This window comes from Novosphingobium sp. SG720, from assembly GCF_012275365.1.
GTDB classification, from domain to species: Bacteria; Pseudomonadota; Alphaproteobacteria; order Sphingomonadales; family Sphingomonadaceae; genus Novosphingobium; species Novosphingobium rhizosphaerae.
On record NZ_JAAZQN010000001.1, the window covers coordinates 830,868 to 848,691 of the forward strand.

The following is a 17,824-nucleotide window of genomic DNA, read 5'->3' on the forward strand; positions in this document are numbered from 1 at the left end:
CAAGGAACGATGCAGCCGGAACCCAACCGTTACGGAGCGATCCGCGCCGGTTTATGCCGCAACGCGGCCGTCAGGGCGTGAGGCCACCGCCCAGCACTTCATAGAGCGTGACCATGTTGGTCGCGCGTGCCAGCCGCGCCGTGACCAGCGCCTGGCGGGCAGTATAGGCCGTGCGATCGGCGTCGAGCGGCTCCAGGAACGTGTCGATCCCGTTCTGATAGCGGGCCAATGTGATCTGCGCCGCCTTTTCCGCGTTGGCGGCATAGCTTTCCTGCGCGGCCACCTTGTCGTCGATCGTGCCGCGCCGGGCCAGGGCATCGGCCACTTCCCGGAACGCTGTCTGGATCGCCTTTTCATAAGACGCCACGGCCGCATCGCGGCTGGCCTTGGCATAGGCCAGGTTGCCGGCGTTCACCCCACCATCGAACACCGTCTGGGTAGCGCTGCCGCTGGCGCTCCAGGCAAAGGTGCCGCCGCTGAACAGGCCCGACAGGCTGGTGCTGGCAAGGCCGAGCAGCCCGGTCAGCGAGATCGACGGGAAGAACGCGGCGCGGGCTGCGCCGATGCGCGCGTTGGCCTCCTTGAGCGTATGTTCGGCCTGGAGCACGTCGGGCCGGCGCAGCAGCACGTCGGATGAAAGCCCCACGGGCAGGCTGGCCAGGGTCTGCCGCCCTTCGCCCAGCGTCTTGGGCAACAAGGCTTCGGGCACGGGCGCGCCGGTCAACAGTTCCAGGGCGTTGCGATCCTGCGCCACATAGGTGGTATAGTCTGCCACATCGGCCCGCGCGGTGTCGAACGCGGTTTGGGCCTGGGCCACGGCCAGCTTGGTGCCAACGCCATTGGTTTCGAGTTGCTGCGTCAATTGCAGCGTCTTGGTGCGCGAAGCGAGCGTGGCCTGGGCCACGGCCAGCGCGTCGCGGTCGGCAGCCAGCGTGAGCCAGGCCGTCGCGGTTTCGGAAACCAAGGTGATCTGCGTGGCCTTGCGGCCTTCGTCGCTGGCCAGATAGGCCTCGAACGCCGCCCGGCTGGTGTTGCGCAGCTTGCCGAACAGATCGACTTCATAGGACGATACGCCGCCGCTGAGCTGATAGCTTTCGCTGGTCACGCCGTTGCTGCGCGAGCCAGAGGCGGTCGGCCCGGCCGTGACCGTGGGCACCAGCGCGGCGCGGTCCACCTTGTAGGTCGCGCGGGCCTGGGCCACGGCAGCCACCGCGCTGCGCAAGTCGCGGTTGCTCGACAGCGCCAGGGCGATGGTGTCCTTCAACTGCTGGTCGGTGAAAAACGCCTGCCAGCCGATGGCATCCACGCCGCCCGCGCCGTCGGCCAGCGTGGGATAGCTGGTGCCCTGGGGCAGGCTGGGAGCCACCGGCAGGTCGGGACGGACGTACTTGGGCGCGAGGTTGCAGGCGCCCAGGGCCAGCATTGCGCCCCCGGCAAGCGCGGCGCGCGCGATCTTCACGTGTGGCGCGCTCATGCCTGCGCCTCCCCATTGGGTTCGTGGTGGTCAGATGGCTCGCGGTGCCGGAACACGCGCTTCACCAGGACGAAGAACAGCGGCACCAGGAAGATGGCCAGCAACGTGGCCGACAGCATCCCGCCCAGCACGCCGGTGCCGATGGCGCGGCGGCCATTGGCACCCGCGCCGCTGGCCACCGCCAGCGGAATGACGCCGGCGATGAACGCCACCGAGGTCATGATGATCGGGCGGAATCGCAGCCGCGCGGCTTCCATCGCCGCGTCGGCCGGCTTGAGCCCGCGATGCAGTGCCGCTTCGGCAAATTCCACGATCAGGATCGCGTTCTTGGCCGAAAGCCCGATGGTGGTGAGCAGGGCCACCTGGAAGTAGATGTCGTTGTTATAGCCACGCAGCGTGACCGCCAGCACCGCGCCGATCACGCCCAGCGGGATCACCAGCAGCACCGACACCGGCACCGACCAGCTTTCGTAAAGCGCGGCAAGGCACAGGAAGATGAAGAAGATCGATGCGCCATAGAGCAGCCCGGTCTGGCTGCTGGCGGCACGTTCCTGATACGACAGGCCCGCCCACGCCACGTTGTAGCCACCGTTCATCTTGCTCGCCAGGTCCATCATGGTCTGCATCGACTGGCCCGAGCTGACCCCGGCCGCGGGATTGCCGACCACTTCCTGCGCGGCAATGCCGTTGAAGCGCGGCAGCACGGGGGCGCCCACGGTCCAGTCGGTCTGCGCAAAAGCCGCGAACGGGGCCATCGCGCCGTTGGTGCCGCGCACATACCACTGGCCCAGGTCCTGCGGCTTGCTGCGATAGGGCGCGTCGCCCTGCACGAAGACCTTCTTCACGCGGCCACGATCGACGAAGTCGTTGACGTAGGTGCCGCCCCAGGCAGTGGACAAGGTGGAGTTCACGTCGGACGGCGCGATCTGGAAGGCCGTGATCGCTTCGTCGTTGAGCGAAACCTTGAGCTGCGGGGTGTCTTCCAGGCCCTGCAGGCGGGCCTGGGCGACGCGGCCGCTGCTGTTGGCATCGTCCACCAACTGCTTGCGCGCGTCGGTCAGCGCGGTGCGGCCCTGGCCTTCGGCGTCCTGCAGGTACATGTCGAACCCGCCCGAATTGCCCAGACCGCGAATGGCCGGCGGCGAGAGCACGAAGATCTGCGCCTGGTTGCCCAGCTTCATCGCGAACAGCTTGTTGAGCCGCGCCGAAATGGAAGACGCGCTGGCATCGCTGCCCGGACGATCGGCCCAGTCCTTGAGCAGGACGAAGCCCATGCCCGTGTTCTGGCCCGAGCCGCCCTGGCCGCGCCCGGCGATGATGAACACCGCGCGGATATTGTTGCCTTCAGTCTTCTGGATCAGGTCTTGCGCCTGCGCTGCCACGGCCTGCGTCTGCTCCATGGTGGAGCCGACCGGCAGGGTATAGCTGAGCATGAGCTGGCCCTGGTCTTCGTCGGGCAGGAAGCTGGTGGGCAGGCGGGTATAGAGCAGCACCATCGCCGCGATGATCGCCACGAACGCCAGCATCCACACCAGCGGGCGCCCGAGAATGCCGGTGAGGCGGTTCTGATAGCCTTCCTGCAGCCGGTCGTAACGGCGGTTGAACCCGGCGAAGAACCGGCCCTTGGGCTTTTCGGCCTGCTTGAGCAGCGTGGCGCAGAGTGCCGGGGTCAGCACCAGCGCGACCAGCACCGACAGACCCATGGCCGAAACGATGGTGATCGAGAACTGGCGATAGATCGCCCCGGTCGAGCCGCCGAAGAACGCCATGGGAATGAACACGGCGGTCAGCACCAGGGTGATGCCGATCAGCGCCGAGGTGATTTCGCCCATCGACTTGACCGTGGCATCGAGCGGCGAAAGATGCTCCTCGTGCATCACGCGCTCGACGTTTTCCACCACCACGATGGCATCGTCCACCAAGAGGCCGATCGCCAGCACCAGGCCGAACATGGTCAGCGTGTTGATGGTATAGCCCAGCAGCGCCAGGATGCCGAACGTGCCGAGCAGCACCACCGGCACCGCGATCGCCGGGATCAGCGTGGCGCGCCAGTTCTGCAGGAACAGGAACATCACCACCACGACCAGCGCGATCGCCTCGAACAGGGCCTTGACCACTTCTTCGATGGAGATCTTCACGAAGGTGCTGGAATCGCGCGGATAGGCGATCTGATAGCCTTCGGGCATGTCCTTGGCGAGTTCGTCCACCTTGGCCTTGACAGCCGTGGCGGTCTTCATCGCGTTGGCGCCCGAGGCAAGGCTTACCGCGATCCCCGTGGCGGCATTGCCGTTGAGCGTGTTGATCGAGGAATAGCTTTCCTGGCCCATTTCCACGCGGGCCACGTCCGACAGGCGCACTTCGCCGCCGTCGGCATTGGTCTTGAGGATGACCTTCTTGAAATCGTCCACCGTCTGCAGGCGCGATCGCGCCGTCACCGTGGCGTCCAGCCGCTGGCCTTGCGGCGCGGGCAGGGCGCCCACTTCGCCGGCTGCCACCTGGGTGTTCTGCGCGGTGATCGCGCTCGTCACGTCCGACGGCATCAGGTTGACCGCGGCAAGCTTGGCGGGATCGAGCCAGATGCGCATGGCATAGGACGAACCGAACACGTCGGCCGAGCCCACGCCTTCCACGCGCGAGAGCGGATCCTGGATATGCGTGGTCAGGTAGTCGGCAATGTCGGCGTTGGTGCTGCGCCCGGTGGTGTCGTACAGCGCCATGACCAGCAGCTGGTCGTTCTGCGCCTTGGTCACCGTCACGCCTTGCTGCTGCACCACGGTGGGCAGGCGGCTGGTGGCGCGCGAGATGGCATTCTGCACCTGCACCTGCGCCGTATCGGGATTGGTACCCTTTTCGAACGTTGCCGTGATGCTGGCCGAACCATTGGAACTGGTCGACGTGAAATAGAGCATGCCGTCGATGCCCTTGAGCTGCTGCTCAAGCACCTGGGTCACGCTGTTTTCCACCGCCGAGGCATCGGCGCCGTTATACGTGGCGCTGATCGAGACGGTGGGCGGGGCGATATCGGGGTACTGTTCCACCCCCATGGTGGTGATGGAAAAGGCGCCCGTAGCCATCACGACGATCGCGATGACCCAGGCAAAGATCGGGCGGTTGGCAAAGAAGCGCGACAGCATGGGGCGTTACTTCGCCCCCCCGGCATCGGCGGTGTTGGCGGCCGCGGCCGGCGCGCTGCCGGCCGGGCTTGCCTTCACCTTGGCGCCGGGCTTGGCCTTGATCAGCCCTTCGGTGATCACCTTGTCACCGGCCTTGAGGCCGCTGGTCACCAGCCAGTTGGTGCCCACCGGGGTTTCGGCGGTCACGTCGCGGGTTTCCGCTTCGCCCTTGGCATTGACCACCAGCACCGTGGCCGTGCCGCGCGGGGTGCGGCTCACGGCGGCCTGGGGCACCAGGATGCCATTGGGCACGATGCCTTGCACCAGCTGCGCTTTCACGAACAGGCCGGGCAGCAGGTCGCCCTTGGGATTGGGCACGGTCACGCGCAGGATCACCGTGCCGGTTTCGCTGTTCACATCCACGTCGGCAAAGTTGAGGCGGCCTTCGACCGGCCATTCCGTGCCATCGGCCAGGATCACCTTGACCGGGGCCGAGCCATCGGCCGACAGCTTGCCCGATTGCAGTGCGCGGCGCAGCGCCATGTAATCATTGCTCGATTGCTGGATGTTCACCCACATCGGGTCCAGCTTCTGGATCTTGGCCAGGGCATCGGTCTGGCTGGACGTGACGAGCGCGCCCTTGGTCACGCTCGAAACGCCGATGCGCCCGCTGATCGGGGCAAGGATGCGGGTGAAGCCCAGGCTGACCCGGGCCGCCTGCAGTGCGCCTTCATAAGCCATGACCTGGCCGCGCGCCTGGTTGTAGCTGGCAAGGGCGTCGGCCGCATCCTGGCGGGAAATGCCGCCCTGGTCGGCCAGCACTTTATAGCGTTCGGCCTTGAGCCGCAGCGATTCCACCGTGGCGCGCGTCGCCGCCAGGTTGCCCGCTGCCTGGTTGGCCGTGGCGGCATAGCTGCGCGCGTCGATCTGGTAGAGTGGCTGGCCGGCGCGCACCATGCTGCCTTCGGTAAACAGGCGATCCATGATGATGCCGGTTACCTGCGGGCGCACTTCGGCGATCTGGCTCGCCACGGTGCGGCCGGAAAGCTCGGTGCTCACCGGAACCGCCGTGGGCGTTGCCACGATATAGCCGACGACCGCGTCCTGCGGGGGTGGGCCGTCCTGCTTGCTGCCACAGCCCCCCAGCGAAAGCGCGGCGAGCGAGAGTGTGGCCAGTGCCAGGGGCGCCATGGCCCTGGCCCGGTAAAGCTGGGAGAACCGGAAGGAGGAGGCAACCGGATGACTGTGCAACATTCTTTCACCGACTTGTGTGATTCGAAGGCGGCCTAGCACAGCTTGCTGTTTGGCGTGGCGCGAAAGCCTGTTTGCACAAGCCCTGCGACACTTTGAGACAAGTACCGGCAACCCACGGGAGATAGTCTCGTCGGGATCACAGATCGGCAGGGAAGGCAAGCATTAACGCGCGCAAAAACCCTTTGGGGCCGCTGCGGGAACCGCTGGCGCGGCGGGGCGTTTCAAGGGGTTGGCCGGGCCGGTGGCTTGATGCCAGGGCCGTGGCGGGCGGTGCGGCGGCAAGGCAGCGCTACGGCTGCCACGGCGCGCCGCACTGGCGTTACCGCGCGGCGTAAAGCAGGCGGCCTGGCCCCAGCAGGCCGAGCACATGATCGATATCGCTGCTTGAAACGGCAAAGCAACCCTGACTGCGGCCGACCCGGCCCTGCATGCTGGCTATGTCGGGGCCGACATAGCTGGCCGCGTGGATCACGATGCCGCGCACCTGGGCCAGGTTGTTTTCCGGGTCCAGCCCGATCAGCCGGCGCGAGCGACCATGGCGGCCGTAATAGGTGTCGCCGGTCAGGAAGCTGCCGCTGCACGACGCTTCCGAGCCGTAATCGTTGGACAGGCGCTCGACCCAGCCCTTGTTGGACGGGTCCGATCCCTTGCCATGGGCGACCAGATGCGACGAGAGCACGCGGCCGCTGGCCACATCCACCAGTTGCATCCGCGCCTCGCGCGAGGGGGCGGAAAAATCGACGATGCCGATCACGTCGCGGGCAGCCACATGGTTGCCATGATCGCGCAGCGCGCCAAGAGCACGGGTCAGCAAGGTCGGGCTGTCGGCCACGGAGGAGGGCGGAGGAAGCGTGGCTGCGCCAGGACCGAGGCCCGGTGCCCAGGCACCGTTCGAACCCTGGATGGGCGCAATCGCTTCTGCCGCCGCGCGCGGAAACAGCGCCGAGGCCGCCGATCCGGCAATCGCGCCAAGGAACTGGCGCCTGCCAAATGTCATGATTGCGAGACCCCGAAACAAGTAATGCGTTATGCTATGGGTCTCAAACTGGCGTTGGTTCCCGCTGCTGCCAAGGGCCGGGGGCGGGGCAATGCGACGAGATGTGCATCACACGCCACTGGCCGTTGTGCAGCGCGGGAACCGAATTCCATCTATCGTATCAGGCGGGCAGATCGCCGAAAGTGCCTGCCACGGCCACTTCGGCCACCGGCTTGCGGCCGCTCGGGGCTTCGCGTTCCTTGAGGAAGTCGGGCAGCTTTTCCGGGCTGTCCTGGCGACCGATGACCACGGCCGCTTCCACGCGCCAGCCTTCGGGCACGCCCAGCACGTCGCGTGCCTTGGCAAAATCAACGCCGGTCATGCCATGGGTGTGATAGCCCAGGGCAGTGGCCTGCAGGGCCAGCAGCGCCCAGGCAGCGCCGGCGTCAAAGCTGTGGCTGTGGTTGGGATTGGCAGTGCCATCGTCCTTGCGCATCGATTCGTCCGACACGATGAACACCAGCGCGCCGGCATCCTTGGCCCAGCCCTGGTTGAACGGAATGAGGATGTCGAGGAACGCGGCCCAGTTGGCGTCGCCCGGCACGGCATAGAGGAAGCGCCACGGCTGATAGTTGAACGCCGAAGGGGCCAGGCCCGCTGCTTCGAAAATAACGGCCAGGTCCTGGGCCGGCACGGCCGTGCCGTCAAAAGCGCGTGGCGACCAGCGGTCGACGATCAGGGGCAACACGCGGGGATCGGCAGTACGGGTGGTCATGGGATCGAATCCTCGTTTGGGAATCACGTCGGCGCGCGGTCTGAAGGCTTTTGCGCATTTCGAAAATCCCTATAGTTCGGATAAGAATGTTCAAGTCTGTTGAACGGAGTGGCATGGCATGGATGTGGGGCAGCCCAGCATCGACCAGATTCGCATTTTCCTCGCGGTGGTTGACGAAGGCACATTCAACGGGGCTGCCCGAAGGCTGGGGCGGGCGATTTCGGTGGTCAGCTATGGCATTGCCAACCTCGAAGCGCAGCTGGGCGTGGCGCTGTTCGACCGCGAAGGCTCGCGCAAGCCGCAGTTGACCGAGGCCGGGCGCGCGGTTCTGGCAAGTGCCCGCGCCGTGGCCGACGATGTCGACGCGCTGATGGCCCGCGTGCGGGGGCACAACCAGGGCCTCGAGGCGGAATTGACCGTGGTGGTGGACGTGATGTTCCCGACCCAGAGCCTGGCCCGCCTGCTCGAGGATTTCCTGCTCGCGTTTCCCACCGTGGACCTGCGCCTGCATGTCGAGGCGCTGGGCGCGGTGGCGGCCCAGTTGCTGGATGGGCAGGCCGAACTGGCGATCACCGGCGCGGTGCTGGTGGACCATCCCGCGCTCGATCGCATGGCGATTGGCGCTGTAGAACTGGTGCCGGTGGCCGCGCCCGGCCATCCGCTGGCGGGCATGGCGCAAGTCACGCCGGGGCTCGGCCGGCAATACCTGCAACTCGTGCTGACCGATCGCTCTTCGCTCACCCAGGGGCGTGACTTCTCGGTCTTGGCCGCGCGCACGTGGCGGCTGGGCGATCTGGGGGCCAAACATGCCTTGCTGCGCCAGGGCATCGGCTGGGGCAACATGCCGCGCCATGTCGTGGCCGATGACCTGGCGAGCGGGCGGCTGGTGCACCTCGCCATGGCGGAATCGCCCACCATCACTTATCCCATCCATGCCCAGTGGCGGCGCGATAGCCCGGCCGGCCCGGCGCGCGCCTGGCTGCTCGACCGCCTGCTTTCCGGCGAATGCCGTTCCCATGCTGCGGCGTTCCATGACGGATCGATGACGCTGAAATCCCGGGATTGAAGCCAAACTGTCATCGAAACGGCATCAATCTGAAACGGCAGGGGGCTAGGCGCCGCGACGCACGTCTCCCGATTGCACGGGAGCATAGCCATGAGGGATTTCCATGCGTCGCGTTTCTGCCCTGCTTGCCGGCTGCGCCGTGCTCCTTGCCCATCCCGCCCTGGCCGCCGCGCCGGCTGATGCGGCCGCTGCGCCCGATGCCGCCGCTCCCGACGTGGCTGGCGAAAGCGGCCCGGCCATCATCGTTCTCGGCACCGGCCAGACCCGCCAGACCCAGGAAATCAAGACGGCCGACCTGGCCGTCCTGGCGTCGGGCACCAGCCCCCTGAAGGCGATCGAAAAGCTGCCCAGCGTCAATTTCCAGTCGGCCGACGCGTTCGGCAACTATGAATGGTCCACGCGCGTGACCATTCGTGGCTTCAACCAGAACCAGCTCGGCTTCACGCTCGACGGCATTCCGCTGGGCAACATGAGCTATGGCAACAACAACGGCCTGCATGTCAGCCGCGCGATCAGCCCCGAAAACATCGGCGTCACCGCGGTCAGCCAGGGTTCGGGCGCGATCGATACCCAGTCCACCAGCAACCTGGGCGGCACGCTGGAATTCAAGTCGATCGACCCGGCCGAACTGCTGCGCGATCACCATGTCGCCATCGACGCCAGCGGTTCCTATGGCTCAGCGCAGACCTGGCGCGGTTTCGGCCGCGTGGCGGTGGGCACGCCCGATGGCGTGCGCGGCTTTGCCTCGCTGCAATACCAGGATGGCAACAAGTGGAAGGGCGATGGCCAGCAGCGCACGCTGATGACCAACGTCAAGTTCATTGCGCCGGCAGGCAGCGTCAACCTGGAAGGCTGGTACAGCTATTCCGACCGCGTCGAACAGGACTACCAGGACATGTCGCTCGAAATGATCGGGCGCCTTGGGTATGACTGGGACAACTTCGGGCCGCATCAGTATGCCCTGGCCGTCAAGGTTGCCGATGTCGGCGCCAACACCGGCTACACCGGCGTGACGCCGACCAATCCCTCGGCCGGCACGACCTATCCGGGCAAGATCACCTCGGCCGACGACGCCTATTACGATGCCGCCGGCCTGCGCCGCGACTGGGTCTATGCGTTCGGCGCCAGCGGCCCGCTCAACGACAAGATCACCTTCAACATCAAGACCTACTACCACCACAACCGTGGCCAGGGCCTGTGGGGCACGCCTTATGTCGCCAGCCCCAGCGGCGTGCCGATGTCGGTGCGCACCACCGAATACGACATCAAGCGCGAAGGCGTGTTCGGCGATGTGTCGGCCGATCTGGGCAAGAACAAGATCACCGTGGGCGGCTGGGTCGAAAACAACGATTTCCAGCAGGCGCGGCGCTTCTATGGCCTGACCAGCCGCACGGTCGCGGGGATCGATTTCCACCACTTCCTGACCAACCCGTTCTACACGCAGTGGGCGATGGCCTATAACACCAAGACGTATCAGTATTACGTCATGGACGATGTCGATCTCGGCGCGCTCAAGCTCAACCTGGGCTGGAAGGGCTTCGACGTGGAAAACAAGGCGTCCAAGCTCGCTGCGCAGAGCACGCTGGCGACCGGCAGCCTCAAGGCACGCGACTGGTTCCAGCCGCATGCCGGCCTCACCTACAAGCTGGGCGGCGGCGCTGAACTCTTCGCCGGTTTCACCCAGGTGACTCGCGCGTTCACGGCGGATGCCACCTCCAGCCCGTTCTCCACCACGCAGGCGGCGTTCGGGGCGATCAAGGCCAATCTCAAGCCCGAGGAATCCGATACCTACGAAGGCGGCCTGCGCATCAACCAAGGTCCGTTCAACGCCGTGCTCGGTGGCTACCTTGTCAATTTCCGTAACCGCCTGCTCACCATTCCCACCTCGCTCGGCATCGTCGGCGCGGCCAACGTGGTGCAGAACGTGGGCAACGTGCGCTCCTATGGCCTGGAAGCGGTGGCGAACTACAAGCTGCCCTATGGCTTCGCGCTATTCGCGTCCTACAGCTACAACAATTCCACCTACCGCGACAACGTGGTGACCACCTCGGGCACCAAGCTGACCGCAGGCAAGACCGTGGTGGACACGCCCAAGCACCTGGCGCGTGGCGAAATCTCGTATGACAGCAGCACCTTCTTCGGGCGCGTGGCGGTCAACTACATGTCCAAGCGCTATTTCACCTACCTCAATGACCAGTCGGTGCCCGGCCGGGCCTTGGTCGATGGCACCATCGGCTACCGCCTCGACGTGGGCCAGCGCACGCCGCTGGAACTGCAGGTCAATGGCACCAACCTGCTCAACAAGCGCTATGTCGCCACGATCGGTTCGAACGGCTTCGGCTTCTCGGGCGATGCCCAGACCCTGCTGGCCGGTGCGCCGCGCCAGGTCTTCGTGACGCTCAAGGCCGGCTTCTGATCCACCCGCCTCGGGCCGCCCCGGCGGCGCGATTCGGCCTCTTGTGCCCCGCTTCGCATGGCGAAGCGGGGCGCTTTTTTTATGAGCAACGCTTTGTGGCAAAGCGCACGAAAGCGCGGAAATCCGCCAAAAATGCCGCGATCAATGTCAGGTTTCGGTCAAATGTGACAATGACTGACATATCTGCGTCACAAAAGTGCAGCCATGCCGACCTAGGGGGAGGCGCGAAGGGGCTGTCAGCCTCACCAGTGAGGGAAATCCGATGTTGAAGAACACTGTTCGTGCCGGCCTGCTGGCCGGGGCGGGCGCGCTTGCGCTGAACGCCATGCCGGCTTTCGCGGCCGAAAATGCTCCGGCTGCCGATGCTGCTGCGGAAGCGCCAGCCAGCGATGCTTCGTCGGGCGAGAAGGGTCTGACCGAAATCGTCGTGACCGCGACCAAGCGTGAAACCAACCTTCAGAAGACCCCGATCTCGATCAACGTCGTCACTGCCGATACGATCAAGGATCGCCACATCCAGAGCCTGCTCGACCTCGCCGATGGCGCGGTGCCGAGCTTGCGCGTCGTGACGTTCGAAGCGCGCCAGACCGCGCTGACCATCGGCATTCGCGGCATCGTGCCGCTCGATGCCAACCAGCCGGCGCGCGAACAGGGCGTGGGCGTCTACATCGACGGCGTCTACATGGGCCGCCAGCACGGCCTCAACGCCGCGCTCTTCGACATGGAACGCGTCGAAGTGCTCAAGGGCCCGCAGGGCACGCTGTTCGGCCGCAACACCGAAGGCGGCGCGCTCAGCCTGGTGTCCAAGGCACCCTCGGGCGAGTTCGGCGGCCGTGTTTCGGGCGGCTTCGGCAACTATGGCTCGTACAACGGTGAAATCCACCTCGACCTGCCCGAATACCACAACTTCTCGGTCAAGCTCGACGGCGTTGCCCAGTACCAGGGCGCCACGACCAAGAACCCGATGGCGGGCCAGACCGGCTGGAACTATTTCGATCGTCGCGGCGGCCGCATCGCCGTGCGCTGGAAGCCCAGCACCAGCATCACCAACGATTTCAGCTATGACAACGGCTGGGACAGCAACTCGCCGTTCTACAGCCAGCTGCTGAACTACAACCCCAACAACTGCGTCGCCGGCGCCGTTACCGCCGCCTGCAACACGCCCGGCACCAACTTCACCACGCTGTCGGGCACGGTCAAGACGCTGCCCAGCCAGGTCGTCGTCAACGGCACCACGCGCATGAAGGTGGCCGACATCGGCGTGCCGCAGCAGCCCAGCGTCGATCGCACCCACGGCTTCACCAACACGCTCAAGTGGAAGGTTTCGCCCGAACTCGAACTGCGCTCGATCACCGCATGGCGCGGCGTGACCAGCGAACAGTGGGACAACTCGGGCGGTGCGCACCGCGTGCCGGTCTATTCGGCCAATGGCGTGTTCAGCCGCTATTCGCTGGCCAACCTGTGGCAGCACCAGTTCAGCCAGGAAGTCCAGGCTGTCGGCACCGTGGGCATCGTCGATTACGTGGCCGGCGTGTTCTATTTCAACGAACACGTTTCGGATAACGCCGCGACGCCGAACTCCAACATCTGGACCACGGACGCCAACGGCAACGTGACCGGCTACACGATCAACACCGCCGCGCTGCTCAACCCCTTCGCGTCGATCGACCGTGCCTCGGTGGCCAACTCCAAGAGCCTGGCCGGCTATGCCCAGGCCACGATCAACCCCACCGACGCGCTGCACCTGACCGTCGGCGGGCGTTACACCCACGACAAGAAGACCGGCACCCTGGTCACGTTCCGCAACGCCGCCAACGGCGCCACGCTGGACAAGACCTGGAACAAGTTCAACCCGATGGCGACGCTCGCCTATGACGTGAACAACGATCTGCACGTCTATGCCAAGTATGCCACCGGCTATCGCGCCGGCGGTGCCTCGTCGCGCTCGCCCACGTACCGTGGCTTCGATCCGGAAACGGTGACGTCCTACGAACTGGGCCTCAAGTCCGACTTCTGGGATCACCGCGCCCGGTTCAACATCGCCGGCTACATCATGGACCGCAAGAACAGCCAGGTGGACTTCAACGCCATCTATGTCTCGGGCAGCTCCAACGTGAACGTGCTGGAAACGGTCAACGTGCCCGGCATCACCAAGATCCGTGGCATCGAGGCCGACCTGACGGTCAAGCCGGTGGACGGCCTGACGCTGACCGCGTCGTATGCCTACACCTATACCAAGATGCCCACGGTGACGAACCCGTTCACCGGCATCACGCAGAACGTCTATATCGTCTACACCCCGCGCAATGCCGCCAGCGGTTCGGTCGATTACGAACTGCCGCTCGGCGTCAACGGCACGCGCCTGCGCGCCCACATCGATGGCAACTATTCGCAGGCCACGCAGACCTTCGACCAGTATGCCACCAAGAACGACTCCAGCCTGGTGTTCAACGGGCGTCTCTCGCTGGCTGACATCCCGGTTTCGGGCACCGGCCAGAAGCTGACCGTGGGCCTGTGGGGCCGCAACCTGTTCAACACCGCCTATGTCTATCGTCGCGATCCGTCGAACTCGATCCCGGGCTTCTCGACTTCGTCGACAGGCAGCATCAACAACGTGCTGGGTGACTACGGCAACTTCAACGCGCCGCGCACTTATGGCCTGGATGCCACGATCAACTTCTGATCGCACAAGCGCTTGATATGAAATGGGGCGGCGGGGAAACTCGCCGCCCTTTTTCTTTGTGGCTTGCGTCAGACTTCGCACCACCCCCCGCCCCCCTCTGAAGAGGAGGGGGATTTAAGGCATTTATAAAAAAGCCCCCTCCTCTTCAGAGGAGGGGGTTGGGGGTGGTGGAAATCTGAAGCAACTTTGGCCGTCAAGCCGCCTGGCGCGCCCCGGCCAGCACCGCTTCATAGCTGGCGAAAAGCTCGCGGAAATGATCGTCCATCGTGCGCGGCGGGGGCAGGTCGGCGCGCGGGCCGTCCAGGCCGCTCTCGCGGGCCAGGCAGTATTGCGCCACCGCTTCGGTCGCGGCGGCAGCGTTGGCGGATTCATAGATCCACCCGCCCGAGGCGCGGGCCTGGTCGCTGGCGCCGCCCTGGTCGGGTGCGATCAGCGGCAGGCCGCTGGCGCGCGCTTCTGCCGCCACCATGCAGAACGTTTCGGCCTCGCAGCCATGCAGCAGCGCGTCGGTGCTGGCCATCACGCGGGCCAGTTCGTGGCGCTTGGTGATCGGGGCGAGCACGCGGATATGCGGGTTGCCGCCGATGCGCCGCTCGATCGCCTTGCGTTCGCGTCCCTGGCCGGCCAGCACCAGCCCGACCGGACGGCGGCTGCCGGCGGCAGTCACCGCGTCGACCAGCATCGGCCAGCGCTTTTCCGGGGCAAAGCGCCCCACGCCCAGCAGCAACGTGGCATCCTCGGGCAACTCACACAGCTCCAGCATGCCCTTGCGCAAGGCAAGGTCGCGGAACGTGGGCGAAAACACGCCGGGATCCACGCCCATCGGGTTTGTCACCACATGGGCCAGGCCGCCGCCGGTCAACCGTTCCGACAGGCTGGCGCTGGCGCTGACGATCATGTCATAGCGCTCGTCGAGCCGGCGCAGGTGCCGCCAATAGCGTTCGAACGCTTTGTCGATCGTGGGGCGCGTGGCCACGCCGTCGAACCAGCGATAGGCATAAGCCGACAGCGGATCGGCATGCATGATCAGCGCGCGCGGGGCATGCCCGGGCCATTCGGCAATCACGCTGGCGCTGCGCCAGGGCGAAGATGCCTCCACGAAATCGGGCGCTTCCTTGTCCAGCGCGGCATAGAGCGCGGGAATATCGGAGAACCAGCGGTAGTTGAAATCGAGCGGGAACAGCTGGCTTTTCAACCAGCGGATGCGCGCGTTCGGCCCGCGTTCCTCCACGTGGTCGTGCTGGCCAGGGGCAATGACGGTGACATCATGCCCCAGCGCGGCCCCGGCCTTGAGCTTGCGATCGACATAGGTGCGCACCCCGCCGCCCTTGGGGGCATAGAATGCGCAAACATCGACAAGCTTCATCGCGCGCCCTTGAGTGGCCCCACAGACATCAACCCGTTACGGTAATTCATCACGATCCGCAACGTGGTCGGGCCATTTCCGGCCGAAACGGTGGCGCTGGCGGCCTTGGGCTTGGACCAGCCCAGCCGTGGGTTGCCGGAAAAACCGATGCCGTCGCGCTGCCAGTTGAACTTGCGGTTGTTGTCGCGGTCATGCAGCACCGAGACGGTGTATTGGCCCGGGCCGGGCAGGCGCACGCACAGGCGTGGCGTCGGTTCCGCCGGCGTTGGCACTTCGACGCGGCGGAACGTCTTGCCTGCGCCCACCAGCACATTGTCGTCGGCCAGGAAATCGGTGTCGTTGGCGGGATAGACTTCCAGCTTGAGCTTGCCGGTATGGTCTTTCAGCCCCAGGATATCGACCATGAACGAGGGACCATGTTCGCCTGGGCGGCACTGCCCTTCGGCCTTGCCCAGGTCGGGCGTGGAGGGCGGCAGCGGGCCAGCCCCGCCCAGCAGCAGGGCGGCGGGAAGCAATGATGCACCTAGCAAGGCAGTTGGGGCCAGAACAGCCAGCTTGTTCACGCATTCTTCTCCTTCTGCACGAGATCCAGCAACATCAGGCCGATGAACAGGATCACGTGTGTGGCAACGATCAGCATCGATATCATCGCGATCATGACATCAGTCTGAACTCCCTTGCCCACGATCAGCGGCGTGATGCCGGCAAACGCGATATCCTTGTTGGGGATGAAGGGAAGGCGTGCCACCAGAAGTCGGATGGTGGAAAAGAGGATCCAGGTGCCGATCGAAACCTCGGGCAGGATCAGGTGCCATGACAGGGCGGTAAAGCCCATGCCGGCGGCGATGCGCAGGCAGTGCACCACGAACACGAACCACAGGTCCGGCCCCGAGAGGCTGAAAATGCCCTTGCGCAGGAAGGTGATGACCAGCGACGTGGCGAGAGCAAAGCCGATGGCCGAGACGATCAGCCAGGTGTTCTGGCCGAAATCGACCCGCCCGCTGACATACCAGGTGATGCCCATCATGCCGATGGTGATGATGTTGCCGGCCAGCGCCGAAAGGATCGCCACGTCCTTGACCGCGCCGAAGGGCGAGCCTTCCATTTTCACATGGCGGCGCGCCCAGTCGTAGAAATAGACTTCACCGACATAGCCGAGCAGCAGTTCGTTGCCGACCAGCTTCTTTAGCAACGGCGCCAGCCCCGAAAAGGGAATGCCCCACAGCTTGCGGAAAATCACCCAGTCGGCCACCGGCCCGGCGAAATAGCTTGCGGCCAGCACCAGCCAGATCAGCGGCGAGCGCGGGATGATCGACACCACCATCAGCCAGTTGAGCTGGCGCAGCTGCCACAGCACGGCGCCCAGGATGGCCACCGACACGGCGGGGCCAAGATAGGCGCTCCATCTGCGCAGGCCGCTGGCTTGGGGAGCGGTCTCGGGAATCGCGGGTGTCGTCATTGTGTCTCGTTCAGGCCCGGGCGCGGCGTTACCGCGAACGAAGCCGCCGCGCCATCCGCTTTATGCAGGATGGCCCAAGCGGCGGGTTCGCCCGTGCCGGGCAGCGGGTGGTCAGCCATGGGCCAGTCGCTGCATTTCAACGACATAGCTTTGGGCGGCAATTTCTACGGTAAAACGGCGTGCCTGGGTACGCGCCGCGGCCGAATCGAAGGGCAGGGCAGCGATACCGTCCATCGCGGCGGCCAGCGCGGCCTCGTCGCGCACCGGCACCAGCAGGCCAAAGCGGCCATGACCCAGCAGGTCTGCCATGCTCACGCTGCAATCGGTGGAAACCACGGGCAGGCCGGCGGCCAGCGCTTCGGGCACCACGGCGGGCACGCCTTCATAATCGGATGACATGACCAGCGCATCGGCGGCCAGCAACGCGTCGGAAACCGGATTCACGTGGCCGGGCATGTCCACCCGGTCGGCCACGTCCAGGCTGCGCGCCAGGGTTTCCAGCGTCTTGCGTGCGCCCCCTTCGCCCAGGATGGTGAGCCGGTCCGTTGGCCGCGCGATCTTGGCAAAGGCGCGCAGCAGCAGGGGGAAGTTCTTTTGCGCGGCCAGCCGGCCGATCGCCAGGAAGCGGCGGCCCGCTGCGGCCGGGCGAGGCGGACGTGGCAGGGTTTCGAGATGGGCGATCTGGGCTTCATCCAGCGCGGGATCGTCGATGATCGCCACGCGATCGGCGGGCACGCCCATCAGGTCCTGCAATTCGGCGCGCATCGGCTGCGCCATGCCCACCACGCGGTGGAGCATGCGGCCCTGGATGCGCAGCCACAGGCGATAGAACGGGCGCGCGGGGGCGGGCAGGTCGGCCCGCGTCAGGTCGTTGCTGATCTTGGCCAGGATCGGCGGGCAACGCTTGCCCAGCACCAGGCGCATGACCACGGCCACCACGGTATAGGAATTGCCGGCGCAAAACAGCACGTCGGGACGGTGGCGGCGGATCGCACCTCGCAGACGCAGCATCATCCACAGCGTTTCCCACGCCGCCGTGGGCACGCCGTGGCTGTCGAACACCTCGGCTTCAAGCCCGGGCCATTCGCCACGCATCGCGCCTTGGGTGCGCCCCAGCACCAGCCGCGCGTCGATCCCCTGCGCCAGCCACGCGCGATGCAGGCGCAGCGCCACGCGCTCCACCCCGCCCGGCTCGAAGCTGTGCAGGAAGGTCAGAACGCGCAAGGGTCTTGGCGCGGTTGC

12 protein-coding genes are annotated in these 17,824 nt (G+C 65.7%); 3 read left to right on the plus strand and 9 right to left on the minus strand.

The annotated features are described in order from the left end of the window. Positions 1-70: 70 nt before the first annotated feature. The 5 genes from FHW94_RS03800 to FHW94_RS03820 form a co-directional block, all read right to left on the minus strand. Positions 71-1,474 (minus strand): efflux transporter outer membrane subunit, encoded by a 1,404-nt coding sequence (locus tag FHW94_RS03800; protein WP_168554413.1) that lies wholly within the window; start codon positions 1,472-1,474, stop codon positions 71-73. After that, a complete protein-coding gene (locus tag FHW94_RS03805) occupies positions 1,471-4,608 on the minus strand; it encodes an efflux RND transporter permease subunit (RefSeq protein WP_168554414.1) in 3,138 nt (1,045 codons plus the stop codon). The genes FHW94_RS03800 and FHW94_RS03805 overlap by 4 nt, the downstream gene beginning before the upstream one ends. Before the next feature lie 6 nt (positions 4,609-4,614). Continuing rightward, positions 4,615-5,778, minus strand: coding sequence for an efflux RND transporter periplasmic adaptor subunit (locus FHW94_RS03810; RefSeq protein WP_168554415.1), 1,164 nt, complete (start codon positions 5,776-5,778; stop codon positions 4,615-4,617). Between the two features lie 382 nt (positions 5,779-6,160). Then, the gene (locus tag FHW94_RS03815) at positions 6,161-6,838 is read right to left on the minus strand and encodes a murein L,D-transpeptidase catalytic domain-containing protein (protein ID WP_168554416.1); all 678 of its coding nucleotides are present in this window, start codon (positions 6,836-6,838) and stop codon (positions 6,161-6,163) included. A gap of 160 nt (positions 6,839-6,998) precedes the next feature. Next, positions 6,999-7,592 carry a nitroreductase family protein gene (locus tag FHW94_RS03820; RefSeq protein ID WP_168554417.1) on the minus strand — a complete coding sequence of 198 codons (594 nt, stop codon included), beginning with the start codon at positions 7,590-7,592 and terminating at the stop codon, positions 6,999-7,001. 118 nt (positions 7,593-7,710) lie between these two features. On the opposite strand from FHW94_RS03820, the gene FHW94_RS03825 reads away from it, so the two are divergent. The 3 genes from FHW94_RS03825 to FHW94_RS03835 all read left to right on the plus strand — a co-directional run bounded on the left by FHW94_RS03825 (position 7,711) and on the right by FHW94_RS03835 (position 13,757). Then, positions 7,711-8,658 carry a LysR family transcriptional regulator gene (locus tag FHW94_RS03825; RefSeq protein WP_168554418.1) on the plus strand — a complete coding sequence of 316 codons (948 nt, stop codon included), beginning with the start codon at positions 7,711-7,713 and terminating at the stop codon, positions 8,656-8,658. Between the two features lie 103 nt (positions 8,659-8,761). Then, on the plus strand, positions 8,762-11,074 hold the full coding sequence (locus tag FHW94_RS03830) for a TonB-dependent receptor (RefSeq protein WP_168554419.1): 2,313 nt from the start codon (positions 8,762-8,764) through the stop codon (positions 11,072-11,074). 262 nt (positions 11,075-11,336) lie between these two features. Then, the gene (locus FHW94_RS03835; RefSeq protein ID WP_168554420.1) at positions 11,337-13,757 is read left to right on the plus strand and encodes a TonB-dependent receptor; all 2,421 of its coding nucleotides are present in this window, start codon (positions 11,337-11,339) and stop codon (positions 13,755-13,757) included. Between the two features lie 193 nt (positions 13,758-13,950). On the opposite strand, the gene FHW94_RS03840 is transcribed toward FHW94_RS03835, so the two are convergent. The 4 genes from FHW94_RS03840 to FHW94_RS03855 all read right to left on the minus strand — a co-directional run bounded on the left by FHW94_RS03840 (position 13,951) and on the right by FHW94_RS03855 (position 17,806). Then, complete coding sequence (locus FHW94_RS03840) at positions 13,951-15,123, minus strand: glycosyltransferase (RefSeq protein WP_168554421.1); 1,173 nt, start codon at positions 15,121-15,123, stop codon at positions 13,951-13,953. After that, the gene (locus FHW94_RS03845) at positions 15,120-15,638 is read right to left on the minus strand and encodes a DUF2141 domain-containing protein (RefSeq protein ID WP_246865985.1); all 519 of its coding nucleotides are present in this window, start codon (positions 15,636-15,638) and stop codon (positions 15,120-15,122) included. Before FHW94_RS03845 ends, FHW94_RS03840 begins: the two co-directional genes overlap by 4 nt. A gap of 44 nt (positions 15,639-15,682) precedes the next feature. After that, positions 15,683-16,582, minus strand: a complete 900-nt coding sequence (locus FHW94_RS03850; protein WP_168554422.1) for a hypothetical protein — start codon at positions 16,580-16,582, stop codon at positions 15,683-15,685. 111 nt (positions 16,583-16,693) lie between these two features. Beyond that, entirely contained in the window at positions 16,694-17,806 is a 1,113-nt protein-coding gene (locus FHW94_RS03855) for a glycosyltransferase (RefSeq protein ID WP_168554423.1), read from the minus strand. Positions 17,807-17,824: the final 18 nt, after the last annotated feature.